Origin of the sequence: Arthrobacter sp. TS-15 (genome assembly GCF_006964045.1) — a bacterium.
Taxonomy (GTDB): Bacteria; Actinomycetota; Actinomycetes; order Actinomycetales; family Micrococcaceae; genus Arthrobacter.
Genome location: NZ_SDXQ01000018.1, coordinates 31,573 through 49,690, shown reverse-complemented (window position 1 = coordinate 49,690; position 18,118 = coordinate 31,573). Strand labels below are relative to the sequence as shown.

Genomic DNA, 18,118 nt, shown 5'->3' with positions numbered 1-18,118 from the left:
GGTGCCCCTCCCCGATTACCCCAATAACTAGGCACAGCAACACTCAACGAGGAGATTATTGTGAGTCAGATTTCACGCAGGCAGGCCATGGCTGTTCTCGGAGCTCTGGGTTTTGGCGCAACCGCCGCAGCATGCGCAGGACCGGGTGGTTCCACAGCCCCGGGCGGCGCCACGGGTCCGGCCGCTCCTGCCACCGGCGATATCACCGGGAGGGTTTCCTTCGCCCACTGGCGCGGCGAAGACAAGGCAGTGTTCGACGAACTCATCAAACGCTTCGCTGCAATGAATAACGGGGTGGAAGTGGTTCAGGACATCTCCACTTCCAACGATTACAACGCCCAGGGCTTGCAAAAGGTCCGAGGCGCCGCCATCGGTGACGCATTTGCCACCTTCCGCGGTGCTCAGTTCAACAACTTCAGTGAAGCCGGGATCTACACGGAGCTGAAGAACAGCAAAGCAGTTGGGCATTACCAAAAGGGCCTGCTGACGGCAGGGCAGTCGGGTGACAGTCAACTGGGTCTGCCGTATCAGGTGGTCTTCCCCATGCCCATGGCCAATACGGACCTCTTTGACAAGGCCGGCGCGGAGCTGGCTCCAAAGGACTGGGACGCTTTCCTGGCCATGTGCGAGAAACTTGCCTCGTCCGGCGTCGTCCCCATCTCCTGGCCCGGCGGCGACGTGGGAAATGGCGGTCAGCTGTTTAACTGCATGATCGCCAACAACGCTCCCGTAGATGACATGTGCTCGCAGATCGAGCAGGGCAAGCTCAAGTGCACTGATGACTGGTTCATCAAGATGTTGAACCAGTACAAGGATCTGGTTCCATTCCTTCAGCCCAATGCCACCGGCACCGCAGTGGAACCTGCACAAAACCTGTTCTCACAGGGCAAAGCCGCAATGCTCGCCACAGGTTCCTACCACATTGCTGCCGTCCGCAACCTGGGTGCGGCCTTCCCCATCGAACTGGTCTTTCCCAACACCTCCACGGACGGCAATGCCAAGTTTGAGGGCGTCTACAACGCCACGTTCATCCTGGGCGTCAATTCCGCCAGCAAGAATCAGGCAGCCTCGGCAGCATGGATCGATTTCCTGTCCGAACCTGAGAACGCCGGGTACTACGCCAACGAAACGGCACAGCATGTATCCGTCAAGGACGTTCAATACACCAATGCGGACCTCAAGCGTTTGAGTCCATGGCTGGACAAGAAAACGGCCCTGGCCGCCCGCTTCCAGTTCCAAAACCTGGACGTGCGCAACGCCGTCGAAGCCAGCGCGACGGCGGTTATCTCGGGCTCCAGCCCCGAACAAGCAGCTGAAGCAGCCCAGAAGATTGTTGACGAACGGCTATGAGCACCCATACCGGCATGGCTGCCAAACGAAAGGCGCCGGACACCACGACTCCGGCCGCAGCGAAAAAGAGGCGTTCACCTACCCGTGTGAACCCTGCGCTTTACCTGTTCCCGCTGCCCGCGGTTGCCATCATCGCCTTTTTCCTGGTGATGCCCACCCTTCAGGCTTTTCAGTACGCCGTCACGGACTGGAATGGATTCTCCGCGACCTTCAACTACGTAGGCGTGGACAACTTTGTTCGGGCATTCACCAAGGATTCACTGTTCACCAACGCCCTGACCAATAACCTGAAGTTCGTTTTGCTGGTGGTCATCGCACAAACTGTGTTCTCATTGCTGCTTGCGCTGCTGCTGACAAAGAATTCCCGGGGAAACGTGGTGCTTCGTGCCTTGTTCTTCTTCCCCACCATCCTGTCATCGGTGTCTGTGGCCTTCATCTGGAAGTTCATCTACGATCCCAATTTCGGTCTCGCCAACTCGGCTCTGGGCGCAATTGGCTTGGAGGGCCTTCAGGGCTCATACCTCGGCAACAACTCCCAAGCACTGTATTGGGTTGCCGTGACCCAAGTGTGGTTCCACGCAGGCCAAATGATGGTGGTTTACATCGCCGGCCTCCAGTCCATTCCGCGCGAACTGTATGAAGCGGCCGAGATGGACGGTGCCAATAAATGGCAGCAGTTCAAATCCATCACCTGGCCGTTCGTTGCCCCGGCCACGTCCATCGTGGTCGCCTACACCACGGTCCAGTCGTTCAAGGCCTTTGACCTGATCCTGGGTATCGCGGGCAACCCTCCCAAAGGGTCCTTGGACATTCTCTCCACGCGTATCTACAGCACTTTCGCCAACTCGGAGTTCGGATATGCCGCCGCCCAGTCAATCATCTTCATGGGGATGATCGCCTTGGTCACCTGGCTGCAGCGCCGGTTGCTCCGTCTGACCCCGAAGGGGGAATGACAGCATGCTTGCATCAATCAGCCGCCGCGGAATCCTTGCCATCTATGCGGTCATCATCATCGTCCCCATCACCGTGGTCCTGTTCGGCAGCTTCAAGTCCACGCAGGAACTCTTCGAGGGTCCCTTCAGCCTTCCACAGTCCCTTGCTCCCGATAACTTCGCGGAAGTCATTGGCGGCCAGGATCTCGGCTCGTCCTTCCTGAACAGCGTCATTGTCACCGGGATTTCCGTTCCTGTCACGCTCTTCATCGCCAGCTTGGCTGGTTATGCCGTGGCCCGACTGAGGGGCTTCGCGTCGTGGGCCATCTTCGGATTCCTGGTGTTGGGAATGGCCATCCCGGCCCAAGCCAACATGGTGCCGCTGTATGTACTGTTCGGCCGCATCGGCCTGCTGGATAACCTCACCGGACTCATCGTGGCCAACATCGTCTCCACGCTGCCCATTGCCGTATTCATCCTGGGCGGCTTCATGCGGACGCTACCAAAAGAACTCTACGAAGCATGTTCCATTGACGGCACCGGGCCATGGCGGACCTATGTTTCCATAGCGCTCCCGCTCTCGGCGCCCTCGATTGCTGCTGCTGCCATCTTCCTGTTCGTCATCCACTGGAACGAGCTGTTGTACCCCCTCTTGTTCATCCAGTCGCCCGGAAACCGAACCCTTCCCTTGGCATTGCTGAGCTTCCAGGGTGAGTTCCAAACCAATTACCCGCTCTTGTTCGCCGGCGTCATCCTGGCATCGCTGCCTGTTGTGGTGGCCTATGTCTTCCTGCAGCGTTACTTCGTTGCGGGCATTACCGCCGGTGCCAGCAAGGGATGAGGCACCATTCCGGCCGCCGGACAACGCACCTCTCCCAGCCAACGAAAGGCAATCTCAAGTGAACCTGAAATCAGCGCAACACCTGATTAACGGAAGCTGGCACTCCGCCGGAACATTCAAGGACGTAACGGATCCCGGAAACGGGAGCACGGTAGGCGGGGTGGCCTGGGGAACCGCGGAGGACGCGAGCAAAGCCGCTGACGCCGCTGCCGAAGCTTTTGTTCACTGGTCCCGGACGACGGCCCGCAACCGCGCCGACCTTCTCCGCAACGCCGCTGCGCTATTGTCGGAGCGCCGCGACGAACTGGCACATACCCTGGCGTTGGAAGCGGGCAAACGACTCCCCGAGGCGCAAGGCGAAGTGGACTTCTCCGTGGAGTACTTCCGCTGGTTCGCCGAGGAAGTACGCCGCACAACGGGCACCGTCAGCCCACCCGAGCTCCGGGGCCGCCGACACCTCAGCACCAGCAGACCCATTGGGGTAGCCCTTAGCCTCACGCCCTGGAACTTCCCTGTTTCCATCCAGGCCCGCAAACTCGCCGCCATGCTCGCCGCCGGCTGCACCGTGGTTGGCCGTGTCTCCGAGAAGGCACCGCTTGCCGCGACCGGCCTTTTTGAGATCCTGCACGATGCCGGGTTCCCCGCCGGAGTGGTCAATCTGGTGCACGGTCCCTCTCGCGAAGTCACCAGCGCCCTGCTCAAGCACCCCGCGGTCCGCGCCGTCAGCTTTACTGGTTCCACCGGTGTGGGCCGTCAGATTATGGCTTCAGCGTCCGAACGTGTGGTGAGGCCGTTGCTGGAACTTGGCGGCAATGCACCGTTCATCGTCTTTGAGGACGCAGACCTGGACGCCGCCGTTGAGGGAGCAGTACTCGGAAGGCTCCGTAACACAGGGCAGTCCTGCGTCGCTGCAAACCGGTTCCTGGTCCACGACAGCATCGCGGACGAATTCGGCCGGAAACTTGCCGCGAAATTTGATGCCATGACCATCGGACACGGCGTGCCCGATGGTGACGCGCCCGTCCCGGATCTTGGTCCTGTCATCGACGCTGAGCGCGTTACAGCCGTGCAGGCACTGGTGGACGATGCCCTGGGCCGCGGTGCCCGCCGCCTCACTGAACGCACTGTAGTTCCTGAAGAAGGCTCCTTCCTGGCGCCCACACTCCTGAGCGATCTTCCCGACGATGCACCCTTGGTGAGTGAGGAAGTCTTCGGCCCCGCGGCGGGCATTCTGACGTTCTCCACTGAAGAGGAAGCAATCAGGAAAGCAAATGCCACCGAGATGGGACTTGCCGCCTACGTCTGGAGCAACAGCCCCAAGCGTGCATGGGACATCCCCGAACAACTTGAAGCAGGCATTGTTGGAGTCAACGATCCCCTCCCATCCGTGGCCTTCGCACCAATGGGCGGAGCCAAGCAGTCAGGCCTGGGCCGGGAAGGATCAAGCCTCGGCCTCGAGGAGTTCGAGGAGGTCCAGTACGTGGCCTGGAAACCCTAAATGCTGACCACCGGGCTGGTGCTGGGCGCAGTGGTCATCGGCGCCGGGATGCAACGCGTTACCGGCATGGGATTTGCGTTGGTGGCAGCCCCGTTCCTGGTGCTTCTCCTCGGCCCCGTGGAAGGGGTGGTGCTGGTCAACGTCTGCGGAGCCGTGACGGCCGGCGCCATCATTTTCCGCGTGGTGCGGGACATCGACTGGAAGCGATACATGGCGCTGGCCGCCTCGGCGCTTTTGGGGATTGTCCCCGCGGCGTTCCTCATCAGGTACCTGCCGCCGTCGGTCCTGGAGATTTCAATCGGGGTGACCCTGGCCCTTGGCCTGACAGTCCTGCTGGTCATGAAATCTGCTGTCCTGCCCCAGCGTCGTCGCTATCTCTTCACTGCCGGGGGCCTCAGCGGCTTCATGAACACAGCCGCAGGAGTGGGTGGACCGGCCGTCAGCATCTACTCCATGGCCACCCGGTGGCAGCATAAGTCGTTTGCAGCCACCATGCAGCCCTACTTTTTCACCATCGGAGCTTTGTCCCTTATTTCCAAAGCAGTTACCGCACCAGCTTCGTTTCCGGTCCTGCCGCTGACAATGTGGCTAGCAGTCGCCGCTGCCTGTTTGATCGGACTCGTCCTGGGTGATCTCGCTGCCAAACGGGTTTCCACCAGGGCAGCCCAAATTCTCCTGATTATCCTGGCCTATCTAGGAGCAGCAGCCACCATAGTTCGCGGTGTGCTAGACGCCATTGGCTGACCGCCGCTCCAACTGACAGGCCACTCCATCACCATCGAAAGGACCGTCATGTCCCCCGTTTCATCAAAGATCGATTCAGCAAAAGAACGTACCCTGCGGGTCTCTGCTACCAAGGGTGAACCCGTCGCTCTCACGATTGAAGCCTCCGATCCGTTGGCCGTTCGGCTTGAAATTGACAACAACTGCGGCTGCGCCGAAAGCCCTGCAAGAGGCGTGGGCTCGTACACCGATACGGACTTCGGTGGTCGCTGAATTCCGGTGGGGTGGCCCGCCGGCCAACCTGATATTGTTGGTTTTCCAACATCATCCGTTCGCTTCCTATCATTGAGGCGTGCCCGCAAGGAGAACAATGGATCTTTCCTCATCTTTCAAGGCGTACGACGTCCGTGGCTTGGTGGGTGTTTCCCTCACCGATGACGTTGCAGAGGCCATCGGGGCAGCATTCGTGGACGTCCTGGGCCGTGCGGGCAAGACTGTGTTCTGCGGCGGAGACATGCGTCCGTCCTCCAAAGGGTTTGTCTCCGCGTTTTCGCGGGGTGCCGCGGCCCGGGGCGCCAATGTCCACGACCTCGGGCTCATTGCCACCGACGAGCTCTACTTTGCCTGCGGCGCCATGAACGCGGCTGGTGCCATCTTCACAGCAAGCCATAACCCTGCCCAGTACAACGGAATCAAGATGGCCAAGGCCGGAGCTGTTCCCATCTCTTCTGACTCAGGACTGTTCGATATCCGGGACCTCGCCCAACGCTATCTGGACCACGGGTATCCCAAGGCAGAATCAGCGGGGACCGTTTCGCCGCTTGAGGTCCTTGGTGAATATGCGCTCAAGCTGCGTTCGCTCGTGGACCTGACGGGAGTGAGGCCGCTAAAAGTTGTAGTGGATGCAGGCAACGGCATGGCCGGCCTAACAGTTCCCGCGGTGTTGGGCAGCCAGATTCTGGAGGACTTGCCCTTGACTATCGTCCCCTTGTATTTCGAGCTGGATGGCACCTTCCCCAACCACCCGGCCAACCCCTTGGAACCGGAGAACCTTCGGGACCTGCAGGCAGCCGTACTTGCCCACGGCGCTGACCTTGGGCTGGCATTCGACGGCGACGCTGACCGCTGCTTTGTTGTGGACGAGACCGGTCAACCCGTGACACCGTCGGCCATTACCTCCATGATCGCGGTGCGCGAGATTTCAAGGGTTCAAGCAGCGGGCCAGGGCAACCCCGTAGTGATCCACAATTTGATCACGTCCCAATCGGTGCCCGAGTTCGTGACGGCGGCCGGTGGCCGGCCAGTCCGTACACGAGTAGGCCACTCGTTCATCAAGGCACAAATGGCTGAAGAAGACGCCGTCTTCGGTGGGGAACATTCGGCGCACTACTACTTCCGTGACTTCTACAACGCGGACACCGGGATGCTGGCGGCCATGCACGTCCTTGCTGCCCTGGGCGAGCAATCAGCGCCCCTCTCCACGCTGGCACGGCAATACGAGCCGTACTCGGCCAGCGGCGAAATCAACTCAACCGTGGTGGATGTTTCCCAAGCCATTTCGGACGTGCGCGAAAGGTACCAACAAGCGCAGGGTGTCCGCATTGATGACCTTGACGGGCTGAGCGTGATCGCTGAGTCAGGCGAATGGTGGTTCAACCTCCGGGCCTCAAATACAGAAGAACTGCTCAGGCTCAATGTTGAAGCGACCGATGAAATGACCATGGGCCGCATGCGGGATGCTGTCCTGGACATGATCCGGAAGTAGCAACAACTAACAGAAGCGTTCGACGGCGGCCGCGCACCCGCCGTCGAACGCTTCTGTTTGCTTGCTGTGCTTCGTGCGCTGTTAAGCCTGGCTGATGTCGATCCCTGACGCTTGGCGCGTGGTGGCGGGAGTGACCGAAACTGTTGGCGTACCGCCTAAGTGGGCTCGGCCCGCGCCTCGTCAGGTTCTGCCCAGTCGAGGGCAGCCACCAGGTGGTCTTCGTGGTTGTTTGCCTTGTCCAATAGAACGGTGGCGTGACCCCACGGCAATTGTGCAACGGCTTGTTGCACAATTGGATCCGTCCAGGCGGTTGCGAATCCCCGCATATAAAAGAGGTTCCGTCGAGAGAGGCCCTTCATCTCCGGGAACTCTGCACGGAGGTCCTCGGCCAGGCGTCCCATGACCCCGCTCCCCCATTGCTCCACCTGCTGTCGCTCCAGGACAGTCTTCCCGATCGACCAATACAACTCGATCAACTGTGTGTTGACAGAGCAAACCCGCTACTCCCAACACCGGCGACGGCGACATAACCCGCCGCGGCTGGCATACTCAGTCCCATCGCTCCACCGGCTCAACAATGGGGGCATGAGTGCCAAACGATAAAGAACATTCAGTGGCGGCCATCCGACCGGTGGGGTCCTCCGTGCAGGGCCTGAGCACTGCCGAGGTCGCCGAGAGGGTGGCCGCAGGGCAAACCAACGCGTTCGTCCAAGACACCAGCCGCAGCGTCTGGAGCATCGTCCGCGCCAACGTTCTCACCCTGTTCAACGGCATCATCCTGGCCTGCTTCATTGTTCTGTTCGCGATCGGCCGCTGGCAGGATGCCCTCTTCGGTTTCAGTGCCATCGCCAACGCCGTGATAGGCAGTGTCCAGGAGTACCGGGCCAAGCGTGCGTTGGACCGACTGGCCTTGCTGAACGCCCCGCATGCCCGGGTAATGCGTGATGGATCAGAGGCAGACATCGCCCTCGATGACGTTGTGCTGGACGACACCCTTGTCCTGAGGGCCGGGGACCAGGTGCCGGCGGACGGTTTGGTGTCTGGATCACGCGGACTCCAAGTGGACGAATCCATGCTGACGGGCGAATCCGATGCGGTGGAGAAGGAAATCGGGGATCGCGTGTTGTCCGGCTCTGTGGTGGTCGCCGGTGAAGGCTCAGCGGTGGTGGATCGGGTGGGCGCAGATTCCTTCGCCAACTCGCTCGCCGCGGAAGCCAAACGATTCTCCCTTGTAGCGTCGGAGCTCCGCTCCTCGATCGACCGCGTCCTGAAATGGGTCACCTGGTTCGTCGGTCCCGTGGCGTTATTGGTTCTGAACGCACAGATGATTGCCCAGGGCGGGTGGGCAGAGGCCTCGGCAAGTGGAACGTGGCGGGACGCAGCGACGGCGACTATTGCCGCCGTCGTCGCCATGGTCCCACTGGGCCTGGTGCTGATGACCAGCATTACTTTCGCTGTGGGGGCGGTAAAGCTGGCCCGCCAGCAGGTGCTGGTGCAGGAACTGCCCGCGGTGGAAGGCCTTGCCCGGGTGGATATCATTTGCCTCGACAAGACCGGGACACTTACCCAGGGCGACATCGTTTTCGACGACGCGCACCCGCTCACCGCACGTCCTGGTTGGAAGTCGGTGCTGTCCTGGTATGGCGTGCAGAAAGATGCGAACGCAACGGCCCGCAGCCTCGCCGGCCACTTCAACGAGCCAGCCAGCCTCCCGCTTGACCGGGTGCCTTTCTCGTCCGCCCGCAAATGGAGCGCGGTGATTTTCGAGGACGGGATGTGGATCCTGGGCGGCCCGGAAATGGTGTTCCCGGACCGCGACTCCAGCGATCCCGCGAAGCGGCAACTTGCCACCCAAGCCGCAGAACTCGCCACAACCGGCCGGCGCACGCTGGTCCTAGCCCACGGCACGCCCACCGACGACGAGACTGTTCCGCCAGATGCTGTCCCAGTGGTCCTCCTGACGTTCAAGGAGAATATCCGTCCCGACGCTGCGGAGACACTCACGTATTTCGCAGCACAGGATGTGGATGTCCGGGTCATTTCCGGTGACAACCCACAAACGGTGGCCGCGATCGCCCGGGAAGTGGGGCTGAATGCACCTCACGGCTTTGATGCCCGCGAATTGCCCGACGACGACCAGGATTTGCTGGAAGTCATCAACAACAACGTGGTCTTTGGCCGGGTGACTCCAGACCAGAAGAAAAGGATCGTCGTTGCGCTGAAGGGTGCGGGCCGCACGGTTGCCATGACCGGCGACGGCGTCAACGATGCCTTGGCCATCAAGGAAGCCGATATTGGTGTGGCCATGAATTCCGGTGCCGCCGCCACCAAAGCGGTGGCCCGTCTGGTGCTCCTTGACGGCAAGTTCTCGCACCTGCCCAGCGTGGTTGCCGAGGGCCGTCAGGTCATTGCCAACATTGAGCGCGTCTCCATGCTGTTCCTGACTAAAACCGCGTACGCCACCTTCCTTGCCATCGCGTTCGGAATCCTGCTGCTGCCGTTCCCGTTCCTTCCGCGTCAGCTGAGCGTGACTGACGGCCTGACCATCGGCATCCCTGCCTTCTTCCTGGCGCTGCTGCCCAATGCTCAGCGCTACGTTCCCGGTTTCCTGCGGCGCTCACTCACTTTCGCCGTCCCTGCGGGAGTCTCCGTAACTTTGGGGCTGGCCTCCTACGCCCGGCTTGCCGCGAACATGCAAATTCCGGAAGCGGAGATCCGGACCGGGTCCACACTCATCCTGGCGATCATAGGCATCTGGATTCTGGTGGTGCTCTCGCGTCCCGTCACCCGTTTCAAGGGCATGGTCATCGGCGCCATGATGATCGGGCTGGTACTCGTGTATTCGGTGCCGATTGCCCGTGACTTCCTGCAATTCACGGATCCGACGCTGCCCACGGCAGTACTGATCCTGGGAACATCCGTTGCCTGCATCGCACTGATCGAGGTTGTCCGCTTCGTTCACCGCCGTGTTGCCTACCGGGATGCCCAGGAAGCACTACATCAGCGCGTCTCGAAGTAGCGGCGTCCCCGGCCTGCCCACAGCGGCACCAGCACAGCCACCGTTGCGATGGATTGTGAGATCACAGCGGACCAATCTCCGTCCGCGGCAATAATGAGGTCCAGCACGGCAAAAGCCAGTCCGAGCAGCATGACTGCTGTGGCGCCGCGACGGGCTGCTTCGCTTCCCCGCGCAACTCCGGACGCCAGCCCGATCACCAACAAGCCGAACAGGATCATGCCTGCACCCAGCAACGTGATGGGCAAAGCAATGCCGCCGGATTGGGCTTCCGGGGTGTAGCGCAGGAAAATTGTCAGGATTCCCAAGAGGATTTGCGCGATGCCGCCGATGTACATCAGCACCACTGAGAACGTCACCACTCCGGGCCGCTGACGGCTCTCCCCCGTAGTCATGAACTGAGCATAGACGAGCCCTCCTCCACCCCAACCCGGAGTTACACTTTTTGTCACACAATTAACCACTCATTCACGTCTCCCTTGAATCCAGTCAACCCGGGCTTCCTAGGCTCGGTCGTATGGAAAACATCTCCCGCCGATCCCTCATCACCGCCGGACTCGGGGCCGGACTCGTCGCCGCCCTGCCTGGCACCGCCGTCGCCAGTCCCGCCGTAGCGGTTTCAACAGCGGACGACGCCGGTCTCCGCACCCATCCGTTCACACTTGGCATCGCATCAGGCGAACCGTGGCCCGACGGCTTTGTGATCTGGACCCGGCTGGCAGTGAACCCCGTGGCCGAAGATGGCTTGGGCGGCATGCCCTCCCGCAACGTCGCCGTCGCCTGGGAAGTCGCAGAAGATCCGGCGATGCGCCGGGTAGTAGCCCGCGGCGTCGAACATGCCAGAATCGAAACCGCCCACTCGGTGCACGTAGAACTCAAAGGTCTCCGACCCGGCCGGGAGTACTTCTACCGCTTCCGGACAGGACGGCACCTGAGTGAAGTTGGCCGCACCCTGACAAGCCCCGCACCCGGCGAGACCCCTGCTGCGCTGGCCATGGCATTCGCCAGTTGCGCACAGTACGAGCACGGCTACTTCACCGCGTACAAGCGGCTGGCCGAAGACCACCCGGATCTGGTGCTGCACCTCGGCGACTACCTCTACGAGTACAAAAAGGACAGCTACGTGATCGGCGGCGGCAACCCCCGTGATCATGAGGGCCCGGAGACAGTCAGTCTCGCGGGTTACCGCCAGCGGCACGCCCAATACAAGGCCGACGCCGATCTGCAGGCTGCGCACGCAATCGCGCCTTGGCTGGTGGTGTGGGATGACCACGAGGTGGACAACAACTGGGCGGACGAGATCCCCGAGAACAGCGACCCCGGCCAGCTCAACGACACCACGGAGCACTTCCGGCAGCGCCGCTCCGCAGCCTTCCAGGCGTACTACGAAAACATGCCGCTGCGCGCGTCATCGGTTCCGGCTGGATTCGACATGAAGATCTACCGCAGCATCCAGTGGGGCCAGCTGGCCAACTTCCACATGATGGACACCCGCCAGTACCGGGACGACCAGCTCGCCGGGGACGGCTGGAAGAAGAACGTGGCCGAGCGTCTGGACGAGAACCGCACCATCACCGGTGCTGAGCAGGAAAAGTGGCTGCTGGACGGATTCAAGAACTCCACGCAACGCTGGGACATCCTGGGCCAGCAGGTCTTCTTCGCCGAACGGGACCGCGACAAGGCGCCGAACATCGACGACGTCTCCATGGACGGCTGGGACGGCTATGCCGCTTCCCGCCGCAGGATCACCCAAGGCTGGTTGGACGCCAAGGTGCGCAACGCCGTCGTACTCACCGGCGACGTTCACCGCCACTGGGCCACCAACCTCAAAGTGGACTACAAAGACCCTGCCGCAGCGGTGGTAGGAACAGAACTGGTGTGCTCGTCCATTACCTCCACGGGTGACGGCACAGGATCCACCACCGACCCCACCATGGCCTGGAACCCGCACCTGAAGTTCTACAACGACAACCGCGGCTACGTGAACACTCGCATTACCAAGGAGGCCATGACCGCGGACTTCCGTGTACTGGACTATGTCACCACGCCGGGCGCCCCGGTCAGCACCAAAAAGTCGTTCACCATCAAAGACGGTGTACCGGGACTCTCCTGAATTTTTGTACAGATAATGCCCTCCTGCGGCGGCCTTAGGGGCATTATCTGTACAAAAACCCGGGCATGCGCCGTGCGCTACGGGCATCTCCGGGAGTAGCCTTGTTCCAGTTGAATTAGTGGATCTCCGTCCGGCTGGGGTTCTTCCGTGGGCCATGTGCAATCGTCGCTGTCCGACCTCCTGGGGGTACTTTCCGACGCCGTCGCCCCTCAACACGTAAGGTTCGACGACGGGTCCCCCACCGCCGTCGTTCCGCCACCCGACGCTCCGGTCACCGTACGCGCCGTAACCCTCAACAGGGTTGGGCGGTCACGCCGCGACGGCCCGGCACTGGATCTGGAGCTGAAGGTGGCCGTTGAATGCCACGGCCCTGAGCAGTTGGACAACATGGAGCAACTGCTTCTGGCTGTGGAACTCCATGGCCAGTACTCAGTGGTGTCCAACGGCGAGTTCCGGCCTGCGGAGTATGACGGCGCAATCGGGCAAGGGCTGGGTTTTCTGGTCTGCATCCCTGTATCCCTCCGCTTCGAGGAACCGTCGGATCCGCCCGCACAGGCGGCAGTGGGCAACGCGGCTGCCGGACGCCGCATCCGGGGACGACTGGTGGATGGCCACAACAAGGGCATCTCCGACGCCTACATCCACGCGCATTCATCGGCTACTGCCGCCGTCAGTGACGCGACCGGGCACTTTGAGGTCCTCGCTTCAGCGGACGATGTTCAGCACTTCGCTGTTGCTGTGGACGGCACTGAACGGGAAGTTTCGGCAAGCACCCGGCGCCTTCCCGTGGTCATACGCTGGGTCTGATTCCGGAACAGTTTGCTCACCCGGGCCGCTGCCATGAAAAGATCAACCATGCGTCCGATGCAGCACTCCAGCAAACTTCAGAATGTCCGCTACGAACTCCGTGGGCCCATCCTCCAAGCGGCCAAGGCCATGGAGGCCGAGGGGCACCGCATTCTCAAAATGAATCTGGGTGACACGGCACCGTTTGGACTGGAGGCACCGGAGTCTGTTGTGGTGGATATGATCCATCACCTTCGCGGCGCACAGGGTTACAGCGACTCCAAGGGCATTTTCTCCGCCCGCACCGCCATCTCGCAGTACTACCAGACGCGCGGACTGATGACGATCGGCGTCGAAGATGTCTTTGTTGGCAACGGCGTCAGCGAGCTCATCTCCATGACCCTGCAGGCGTTCATGGAGAACGGCGACGAAATCCTCATCCCGGCACCCGATTACCCCTTGTGGACTGCGGCAGTGACCCTGACGGGCGGCAAACCCGTTCACTACCTATGCGATGAGGAGGAGAACTGGTGGCCGGACATGGCGGACGTCGAAGCCAAGATCACCCAGCGCACCAAGGGCATTGTGATCATCAACCCGAACAACCCCACCGGCGCCGTCTACCCCCGGCACATTCTGGAACAGTTCGCGGACCTGGCCCGTAAGCATGACCTCGTTCTGTTCTCCGATGAGATTTACGAGAAGATCCGCTACGTCGATGCCCCCCATATTCACACGGCCTCGGTGGTGGAGGACGTCTGCGTCTTGACCTTCAGCGGGTTGTCCAAGGCGTACCGCATGCCCGGATACCGGGCAGGTTGGGTTGCTGTTACCGGCCCCCGAACGGCAACCGCTGCTTACCGGGAGTCTTTGGAACTGCTGGCCTCATTGCGGTTGTGTGCCAACGTCCCGGCCCAGCACGCAATCCAGACCTGCCTGGGTGGGTACCAAAGCATCGAAGCGCTCATCCGTCCTGGCGGAAGGCTCCGCGACCAGCGGGACCTGGCGTGGAAGCTCCTCACCGCGATCCCGGGCGTCAGTTGCGTTCCCGCAGCGGGTGCCATGTACCTGTTTCCTCGCTTGGATCCCGAGATCTACCCGATTGCCTCAGACGAGAAGTTCGTCCTCCAACTCCTGCAGGAACAGAAAATCCTGGTCTCGCACGGAACGGCCTTCAATTGGCCCACGCCGGACCATTTCCGGTTTGTGATCCTGCCGGCTACGGAGGACATTGAGGAAGCGGTGCGCCGGATCGACCATTTCCTCGCCGCGTACCGGAACCGCCCCGCGGACTCACCCAAGTAGGTCGCATTTCGGCGGCGCGAGCAGTTACAGGGCAGGGTCAATCATGGTCATGCCAGCGGGGTTGGCTTGGTCGAACCCGGGCAACAGTGCAGCGGCGTCTTCCAAGCCAATGGTGCGTTCGATCAGCAGCTGTGGATTGAGCGCACCCTGTTCAATGAGCGCCATCATGCCCGGATAGTCCACAGCGGCCATACCGTGACTGCCCAAGAGGTCCAGTTCCCAGCCGATCACACGTGCCATGGGTACTTGCGGGTTACCGTCGACTGACGGCAGCAAACCGATCTGGACGTGCCGGCCGCGCCGTCGAAGGCTCAGGATCGCATCGGCGCAGGTCTGTTCACTTCCGACGGCGTCTACCGCCACATGGGTGCCTCCGCCGGAGAGGGCGTTGACTGCGGCCGGGATATCCGCACCATCGGCGAGCACCGTATGGTCGGCGCCCAACCGTGCGGCCACGGCCAGGGCCTCGGGGTTCCGGTCCACGGCAATGACCTTTGCTCCCATGGCCTTGGCAATCATCACAGCGCTGAGCCCCACTCCGCCGGCGCCCACCACGGTCACCCACTCGCCAGCCTTCACCTGGGCACGGGCTGCCAGCGCACGGTATGCCGTGGCGAAGCGGCAGCCGAGGCTTGCCGCCGTCGTGAACTCAACACCGTCAGGAATGGCAACCAAGTTGCTGTCCGCAGCGTGCAGGGCCACAAACTCGGCGAACGATCCCCAGTGGGTGAAGCCGGGCTGCTGCTGGTCCGGGCAGACCTGCGCCTCGCCGGCCAGGCACCATTCGCAGGTGCCGCACCCGCAGACGAAGGGGACGGTGACGCGGTCGCCGACTTTCCAGCGCTGAACGCCTTCTCCGACGGCGTCGATCACCCCGGCGAGCTCGTGACCTGGCACATGGGGCATGGCGATGTCATCGTGGCCGGCCCAGGCATGCCAGTCGCTGCGGCACATGCCTGTTGCCAACACTCTCACCACCACACCTCCCGCGGGAGCCTGGGGTTTGGCGACATCCCTTACGTCGGGCTGGGTCCGGACTTCATCAAAAACTACTGCGCGCACTGACCGACTCTAGCAATTGGCGGCCGCTGTCACACTTTCGGTGCCCACCATGCCCCGCATCAACATCGGCCGCAGCAACAAGACCTTTCCCCTTTGCCCCTTCTTTGGTTCTCCGGCATGGTCCTCGACCCCGAAAACCGGGCTTTGCTCCAGCAAAGATGGGCCACTTCGGCGGCAGGTGTGGGTCAGCCTGCCACCCGACGCCTCAGGCGCGCCACCAGCGTCGCGGCGAGTAACGCCGTCGTGATTTCCAGCCCGATAACCAGCAACAATCCGGCCGCGCCGGAGGTATCAACAGCGTTCGACGTCGGCCTGCCGCCGTGGACGTGTCCGGCACCTCCCGCCCCAAGCAGCAGGACGGCATGGAGTCCCACCATTGCCAATGCGGAGATGGTCACTTGATGGAGTGCGCCCACCCGGCTGTGGCGCCATATGTGGACCGTGCAGGGGACGCAGACGGCGGCCAACGCGATCATGAGGATGCCCAGCCAGACGTCGTGGTGTCCTGAAGCGGCGAGCCACAGGTGCACCAGGCACGAGACTGCCGTGAGCGCTGCGCAGATCCGGGGGTGCAGGACGGGCCCGGCTGACCGGACCCGTCCCGCCGTCGTGGTCATTGTGTGTCCCGGAGCGGTTCTAGTGGCAGTGCCCGGCGGGCTGGCTGTGATCTTCTGATTCGGCTGCCGCGCCTGTGCTGTGGCAGCTCGAACCCGAGGCGCTGGCCGGCACGTCCAGAACCGGGCTGCGGTCAAAGAAGCCTTCCGGCCGGAGTTTGAAGCCGACGGTATCCACGGGCATGATGGGCCAGTCCTCGACGCGCGGGAAATGCGTGAGGCCGAAGGTGTGCCAAAGGACGATGTCCTGACCGTCAATGTCGCGGTCCTGGGCAATGTAAGCCGGCAAGCCGGCGCCGCCGGAGTGTTGATTCACGAAGTCGCCCGTGGGGTAGCGTTCCTCGTCGGCGTAGCGGGTGACCCACACGTCCTTGGTGGCGAACGCTGCGCGCTTGGCGATGGACGAACCGGGATCGGCCAGCAGCGTGGGCTGGTTCTGGGCATGGAGTTTGTAGCCGACCGGCTCACCCAGACGGTTTTTTGATTCCGGGTTGGAGATGATCCAGGTGCGGCCTGCACGGGCGTCGGCTTCCCGGACGCCTTCGGATTCTTTGGTCAGGAGTGTGCGCTTGCGGGAGAACGCGTTGCCGCGCTCGTTGCCTGCGCCCATGGCCTGGCGGACTACGTCTTCTTCCTCCACGCGGTTGGTGAAGCCGTCAATGGCCATGTCCAGGCGCGCGCTGAAGAGGTGCTGGTGGAAGGGGGCACCGAGGCCCGGGGCGAGTTGGGAGATGTTGTCCGAGCCGCCTTCCGGGAACGCGCTGGTGAAGACGACGCCGGTGGCCTTGGCTTCGAATTCGATGGTGCCGTCCAAGTAGAGGTACCAGTAGAAGCCGTAGTCGTAGTTGCCGATAGTGGTGAAGAAGGAGATCACCAGGCGGCGGTTGCGGCGGGTGTAATTGATGCCGGTCCACAGGTCTGAGTGCTTGGAGAGGATGCCCCAGTCTTCCTCGTGCATGCAGATGCCGTTGCGGATTTCGCGGGGGTTGCCGAAGGCGTCGCTGATGACAGGGCTGAGGTAGGTGATGTCGCCCAGGCAGTCGCAGCCCAGTTCCAAAGAGTTGGCGTACTGGCCCACCAGGTACTCGCCGGTGTCGAAGTAGTTCTGCCAGGACCTGATGGGCGAAGGATCGCCGTAGGGAACCACCATTTCGGCGATGGAGGCGCGGTTGATGATGGGCCTGAGCCGGTCACCGTCCTGGAAGGCAAGGTTGTGGAGGACAACACCTTCGCGGACATCGAAGCCGACGTCCACGCTCCACTTTTCCCATTCGACGTGGTTGCCACCTGTGACGGTGAAACTGGGGCCCTCCGGCTGGGTGATGCTGATGGGCTTTTGCGTGGTGCGGAGCGGTCCAGTCAGTTCAGGATCCGTGTAGTTTCCGTGCTCTGCCGGGATCGGCATGACGCCCAGATCGATGACCTGGGTGACTTCCTTGTTGACCACGTCCACGTAGGCTACGAGTCCATCCACGGGGTGTGCCCAAGCACTGTCCTCCGGGAAATCCTGAACGAAGGCGAGGCCACGCAGGATGCGACGGCCGCGTTCTTCTTCATACTCAAAGACGCCAGCGGACAGCGGAGCAACACGGACCTTGGTGACGTCCAGGTCCCGGGCATCGAGGGCGGCGAGCCACCGCTCATCGGTGGCGAGGAGTGTCTCCACCACTTCGAATTCCTCCTCCAGGACAGGGAGTTCGCCGGAGACCTTGGTGTCGAGCTCTATGGAGGAGAGGATCTCGCCGCGGGTCACGGAGACGAGGACGTCAGTGGGGGCGCCTCCGGAGATGTCGTGGAGGAAGACGCGGAAACGGCGGTCCTGCTCTGACTGGCCTCGGGCCGGGTCCACCAGTCCCAGATAGGCGATGCGCTTCTCGGCGCCTAGGTGTCCGGCGGCCTGCAGGATTCCCTGGACCTCAGAGATCTCGGCGCCTGTTGCCAGGGCGTACTGCGTTTCCACAATGGCGACGGCGTCTGTTGCTGTCTCAGATGATGTAAGCGTCATGGCTGCCTCTTGTCCGGGACCTGGAACGGTCAGGATTTATTTTCTATAGATGTAGAGAATAACCAAAACGTAAGATGGGTCACAAGACCTTTTCGCCGATTATTTTCC

General features: G+C 61.9%; 15 protein-coding genes and 1 pseudogene. 11 read left to right on the top strand and 5 right to left on the bottom strand.

What is annotated here, in order from left to right; all coding sequences use genetic code 11:
* Positions 1–60: 60 nt before the first annotated feature.
* The 7 genes from EU811_RS07230 (at position 61) to EU811_RS07200 (ending at position 7,109) form a co-directional block, all read left to right on the top strand.
* The gene (locus EU811_RS07230) at positions 61–1,350 is read left to right on the top strand and encodes an ABC transporter substrate-binding protein (protein ID WP_142937814.1); all 1,290 of its coding nucleotides are present in this window, start codon (positions 61–63) and stop codon (positions 1,348–1,350) included.
* On the top strand, positions 1,347–2,303 hold the full coding sequence (locus tag EU811_RS07225; protein WP_142937813.1) for a carbohydrate ABC transporter permease: 957 nt from the start codon (positions 1,347–1,349) through the stop codon (positions 2,301–2,303). The genes EU811_RS07230 and EU811_RS07225 overlap by 4 nt, the downstream gene beginning before the upstream one ends.
* Before the next feature lie 4 nt (positions 2,304–2,307).
* A complete protein-coding gene (locus tag EU811_RS07220) occupies positions 2,308–3,123 on the top strand; it encodes a carbohydrate ABC transporter permease (protein WP_142937812.1) in 816 nt (271 codons plus the stop codon).
* Between the two features lie 58 nt (positions 3,124–3,181).
* Positions 3,182–4,621, top strand: coding sequence for an NAD-dependent succinate-semialdehyde dehydrogenase (locus EU811_RS07215; protein WP_142937811.1), 1,440 nt, complete (start codon positions 3,182–3,184; stop codon positions 4,619–4,621).
* Positions 4,622–5,365, top strand: a complete 744-nt coding sequence (locus tag EU811_RS07210; RefSeq protein ID WP_142937810.1) for a sulfite exporter TauE/SafE family protein — start codon at positions 4,622–4,624, stop codon at positions 5,363–5,365.
* A 48-nt stretch (positions 5,366–5,413) separates the two neighbouring features.
* Positions 5,414–5,617 carry a hypothetical protein gene (locus tag EU811_RS07205; protein ID WP_142937809.1) on the top strand — a complete coding sequence of 68 codons (204 nt, stop codon included), beginning with the start codon at positions 5,414–5,416 and terminating at the stop codon, positions 5,615–5,617.
* A gap of 97 nt (positions 5,618–5,714) precedes the next feature.
* The gene (locus tag EU811_RS07200; protein ID WP_142937808.1) at positions 5,715–7,109 is read left to right on the top strand and encodes a phosphomannomutase/phosphoglucomutase; all 1,395 of its coding nucleotides are present in this window, start codon (positions 5,715–5,717) and stop codon (positions 7,107–7,109) included.
* Positions 7,110–7,264: 155 nt separating this feature from the next.
* On the opposite strand, the pseudogene EU811_RS07195 reads toward EU811_RS07200, so the two are convergent.
* Positions 7,265–7,588 (bottom strand): annotated as a pseudogene (locus tag EU811_RS07195) (DUF1016 N-terminal domain-containing protein); the annotation flags it as partial.
* A gap of 110 nt (positions 7,589–7,698) precedes the next feature.
* Between EU811_RS07195 and EU811_RS07190 the strand changes: the two are divergent.
* The gene (locus tag EU811_RS07190) at positions 7,699–10,128 is read left to right on the top strand and encodes an HAD-IC family P-type ATPase (RefSeq protein WP_142937807.1); all 2,430 of its coding nucleotides are present in this window, start codon (positions 7,699–7,701) and stop codon (positions 10,126–10,128) included.
* Here EU811_RS07190 and EU811_RS07185 read toward each other — a convergent pair.
* On the bottom strand, positions 10,110–10,520 hold the full coding sequence (locus EU811_RS07185; protein ID WP_223941032.1) for a hypothetical protein: 411 nt from the start codon (positions 10,518–10,520) through the stop codon (positions 10,110–10,112). The genes EU811_RS07190 and EU811_RS07185 overlap by 19 nt on opposite strands.
* A gap of 122 nt (positions 10,521–10,642) precedes the next feature.
* On the opposite strand from EU811_RS07185, the gene EU811_RS07180 reads away from it, so the two are divergent.
* From EU811_RS07180 to EU811_RS07170, 3 genes are all read left to right on the top strand, one after another.
* Entirely contained in the window at positions 10,643–12,238 is a 1,596-nt protein-coding gene (locus EU811_RS07180) for an alkaline phosphatase D family protein (protein WP_142937806.1), read from the top strand.
* A gap of 147 nt (positions 12,239–12,385) precedes the next feature.
* Complete coding sequence (locus EU811_RS07175) at positions 12,386–13,045, top strand: hypothetical protein (protein WP_142937805.1); 660 nt, start codon at positions 12,386–12,388, stop codon at positions 13,043–13,045.
* A gap of 48 nt (positions 13,046–13,093) precedes the next feature.
* Positions 13,094–14,329 (top strand): pyridoxal phosphate-dependent aminotransferase, encoded by a 1,236-nt coding sequence (locus tag EU811_RS07170; protein ID WP_142937804.1) that lies wholly within the window; start codon positions 13,094–13,096, stop codon positions 14,327–14,329.
* 24 nt (positions 14,330–14,353) lie between these two features.
* Here the strand turns inward: EU811_RS07170 and EU811_RS07165 are convergent, their stop codons facing one another.
* The 3 genes from EU811_RS07165 to EU811_RS07155 all read right to left on the bottom strand — a co-directional run bounded on the left by EU811_RS07165 (position 14,354) and on the right by EU811_RS07155 (position 18,010).
* A complete protein-coding gene (locus EU811_RS07165; RefSeq protein ID WP_142937803.1) occupies positions 14,354–15,391 on the bottom strand; it encodes a zinc-dependent alcohol dehydrogenase family protein in 1,038 nt (345 codons plus the stop codon).
* 185 nt (positions 15,392–15,576) lie between these two features.
* Positions 15,577–16,008 carry a hypothetical protein gene (locus tag EU811_RS07160; protein WP_142937802.1) on the bottom strand — a complete coding sequence of 144 codons (432 nt, stop codon included), beginning with the start codon at positions 16,006–16,008 and terminating at the stop codon, positions 15,577–15,579.
* Positions 16,009–16,027: 19 nt separating this feature from the next.
* The gene (locus tag EU811_RS07155) at positions 16,028–18,010 is read right to left on the bottom strand and encodes a primary-amine oxidase (RefSeq protein ID WP_142937801.1); all 1,983 of its coding nucleotides are present in this window, start codon (positions 18,008–18,010) and stop codon (positions 16,028–16,030) included.
* Between the last annotated feature and the right edge of the window lie 108 nt (positions 18,011–18,118).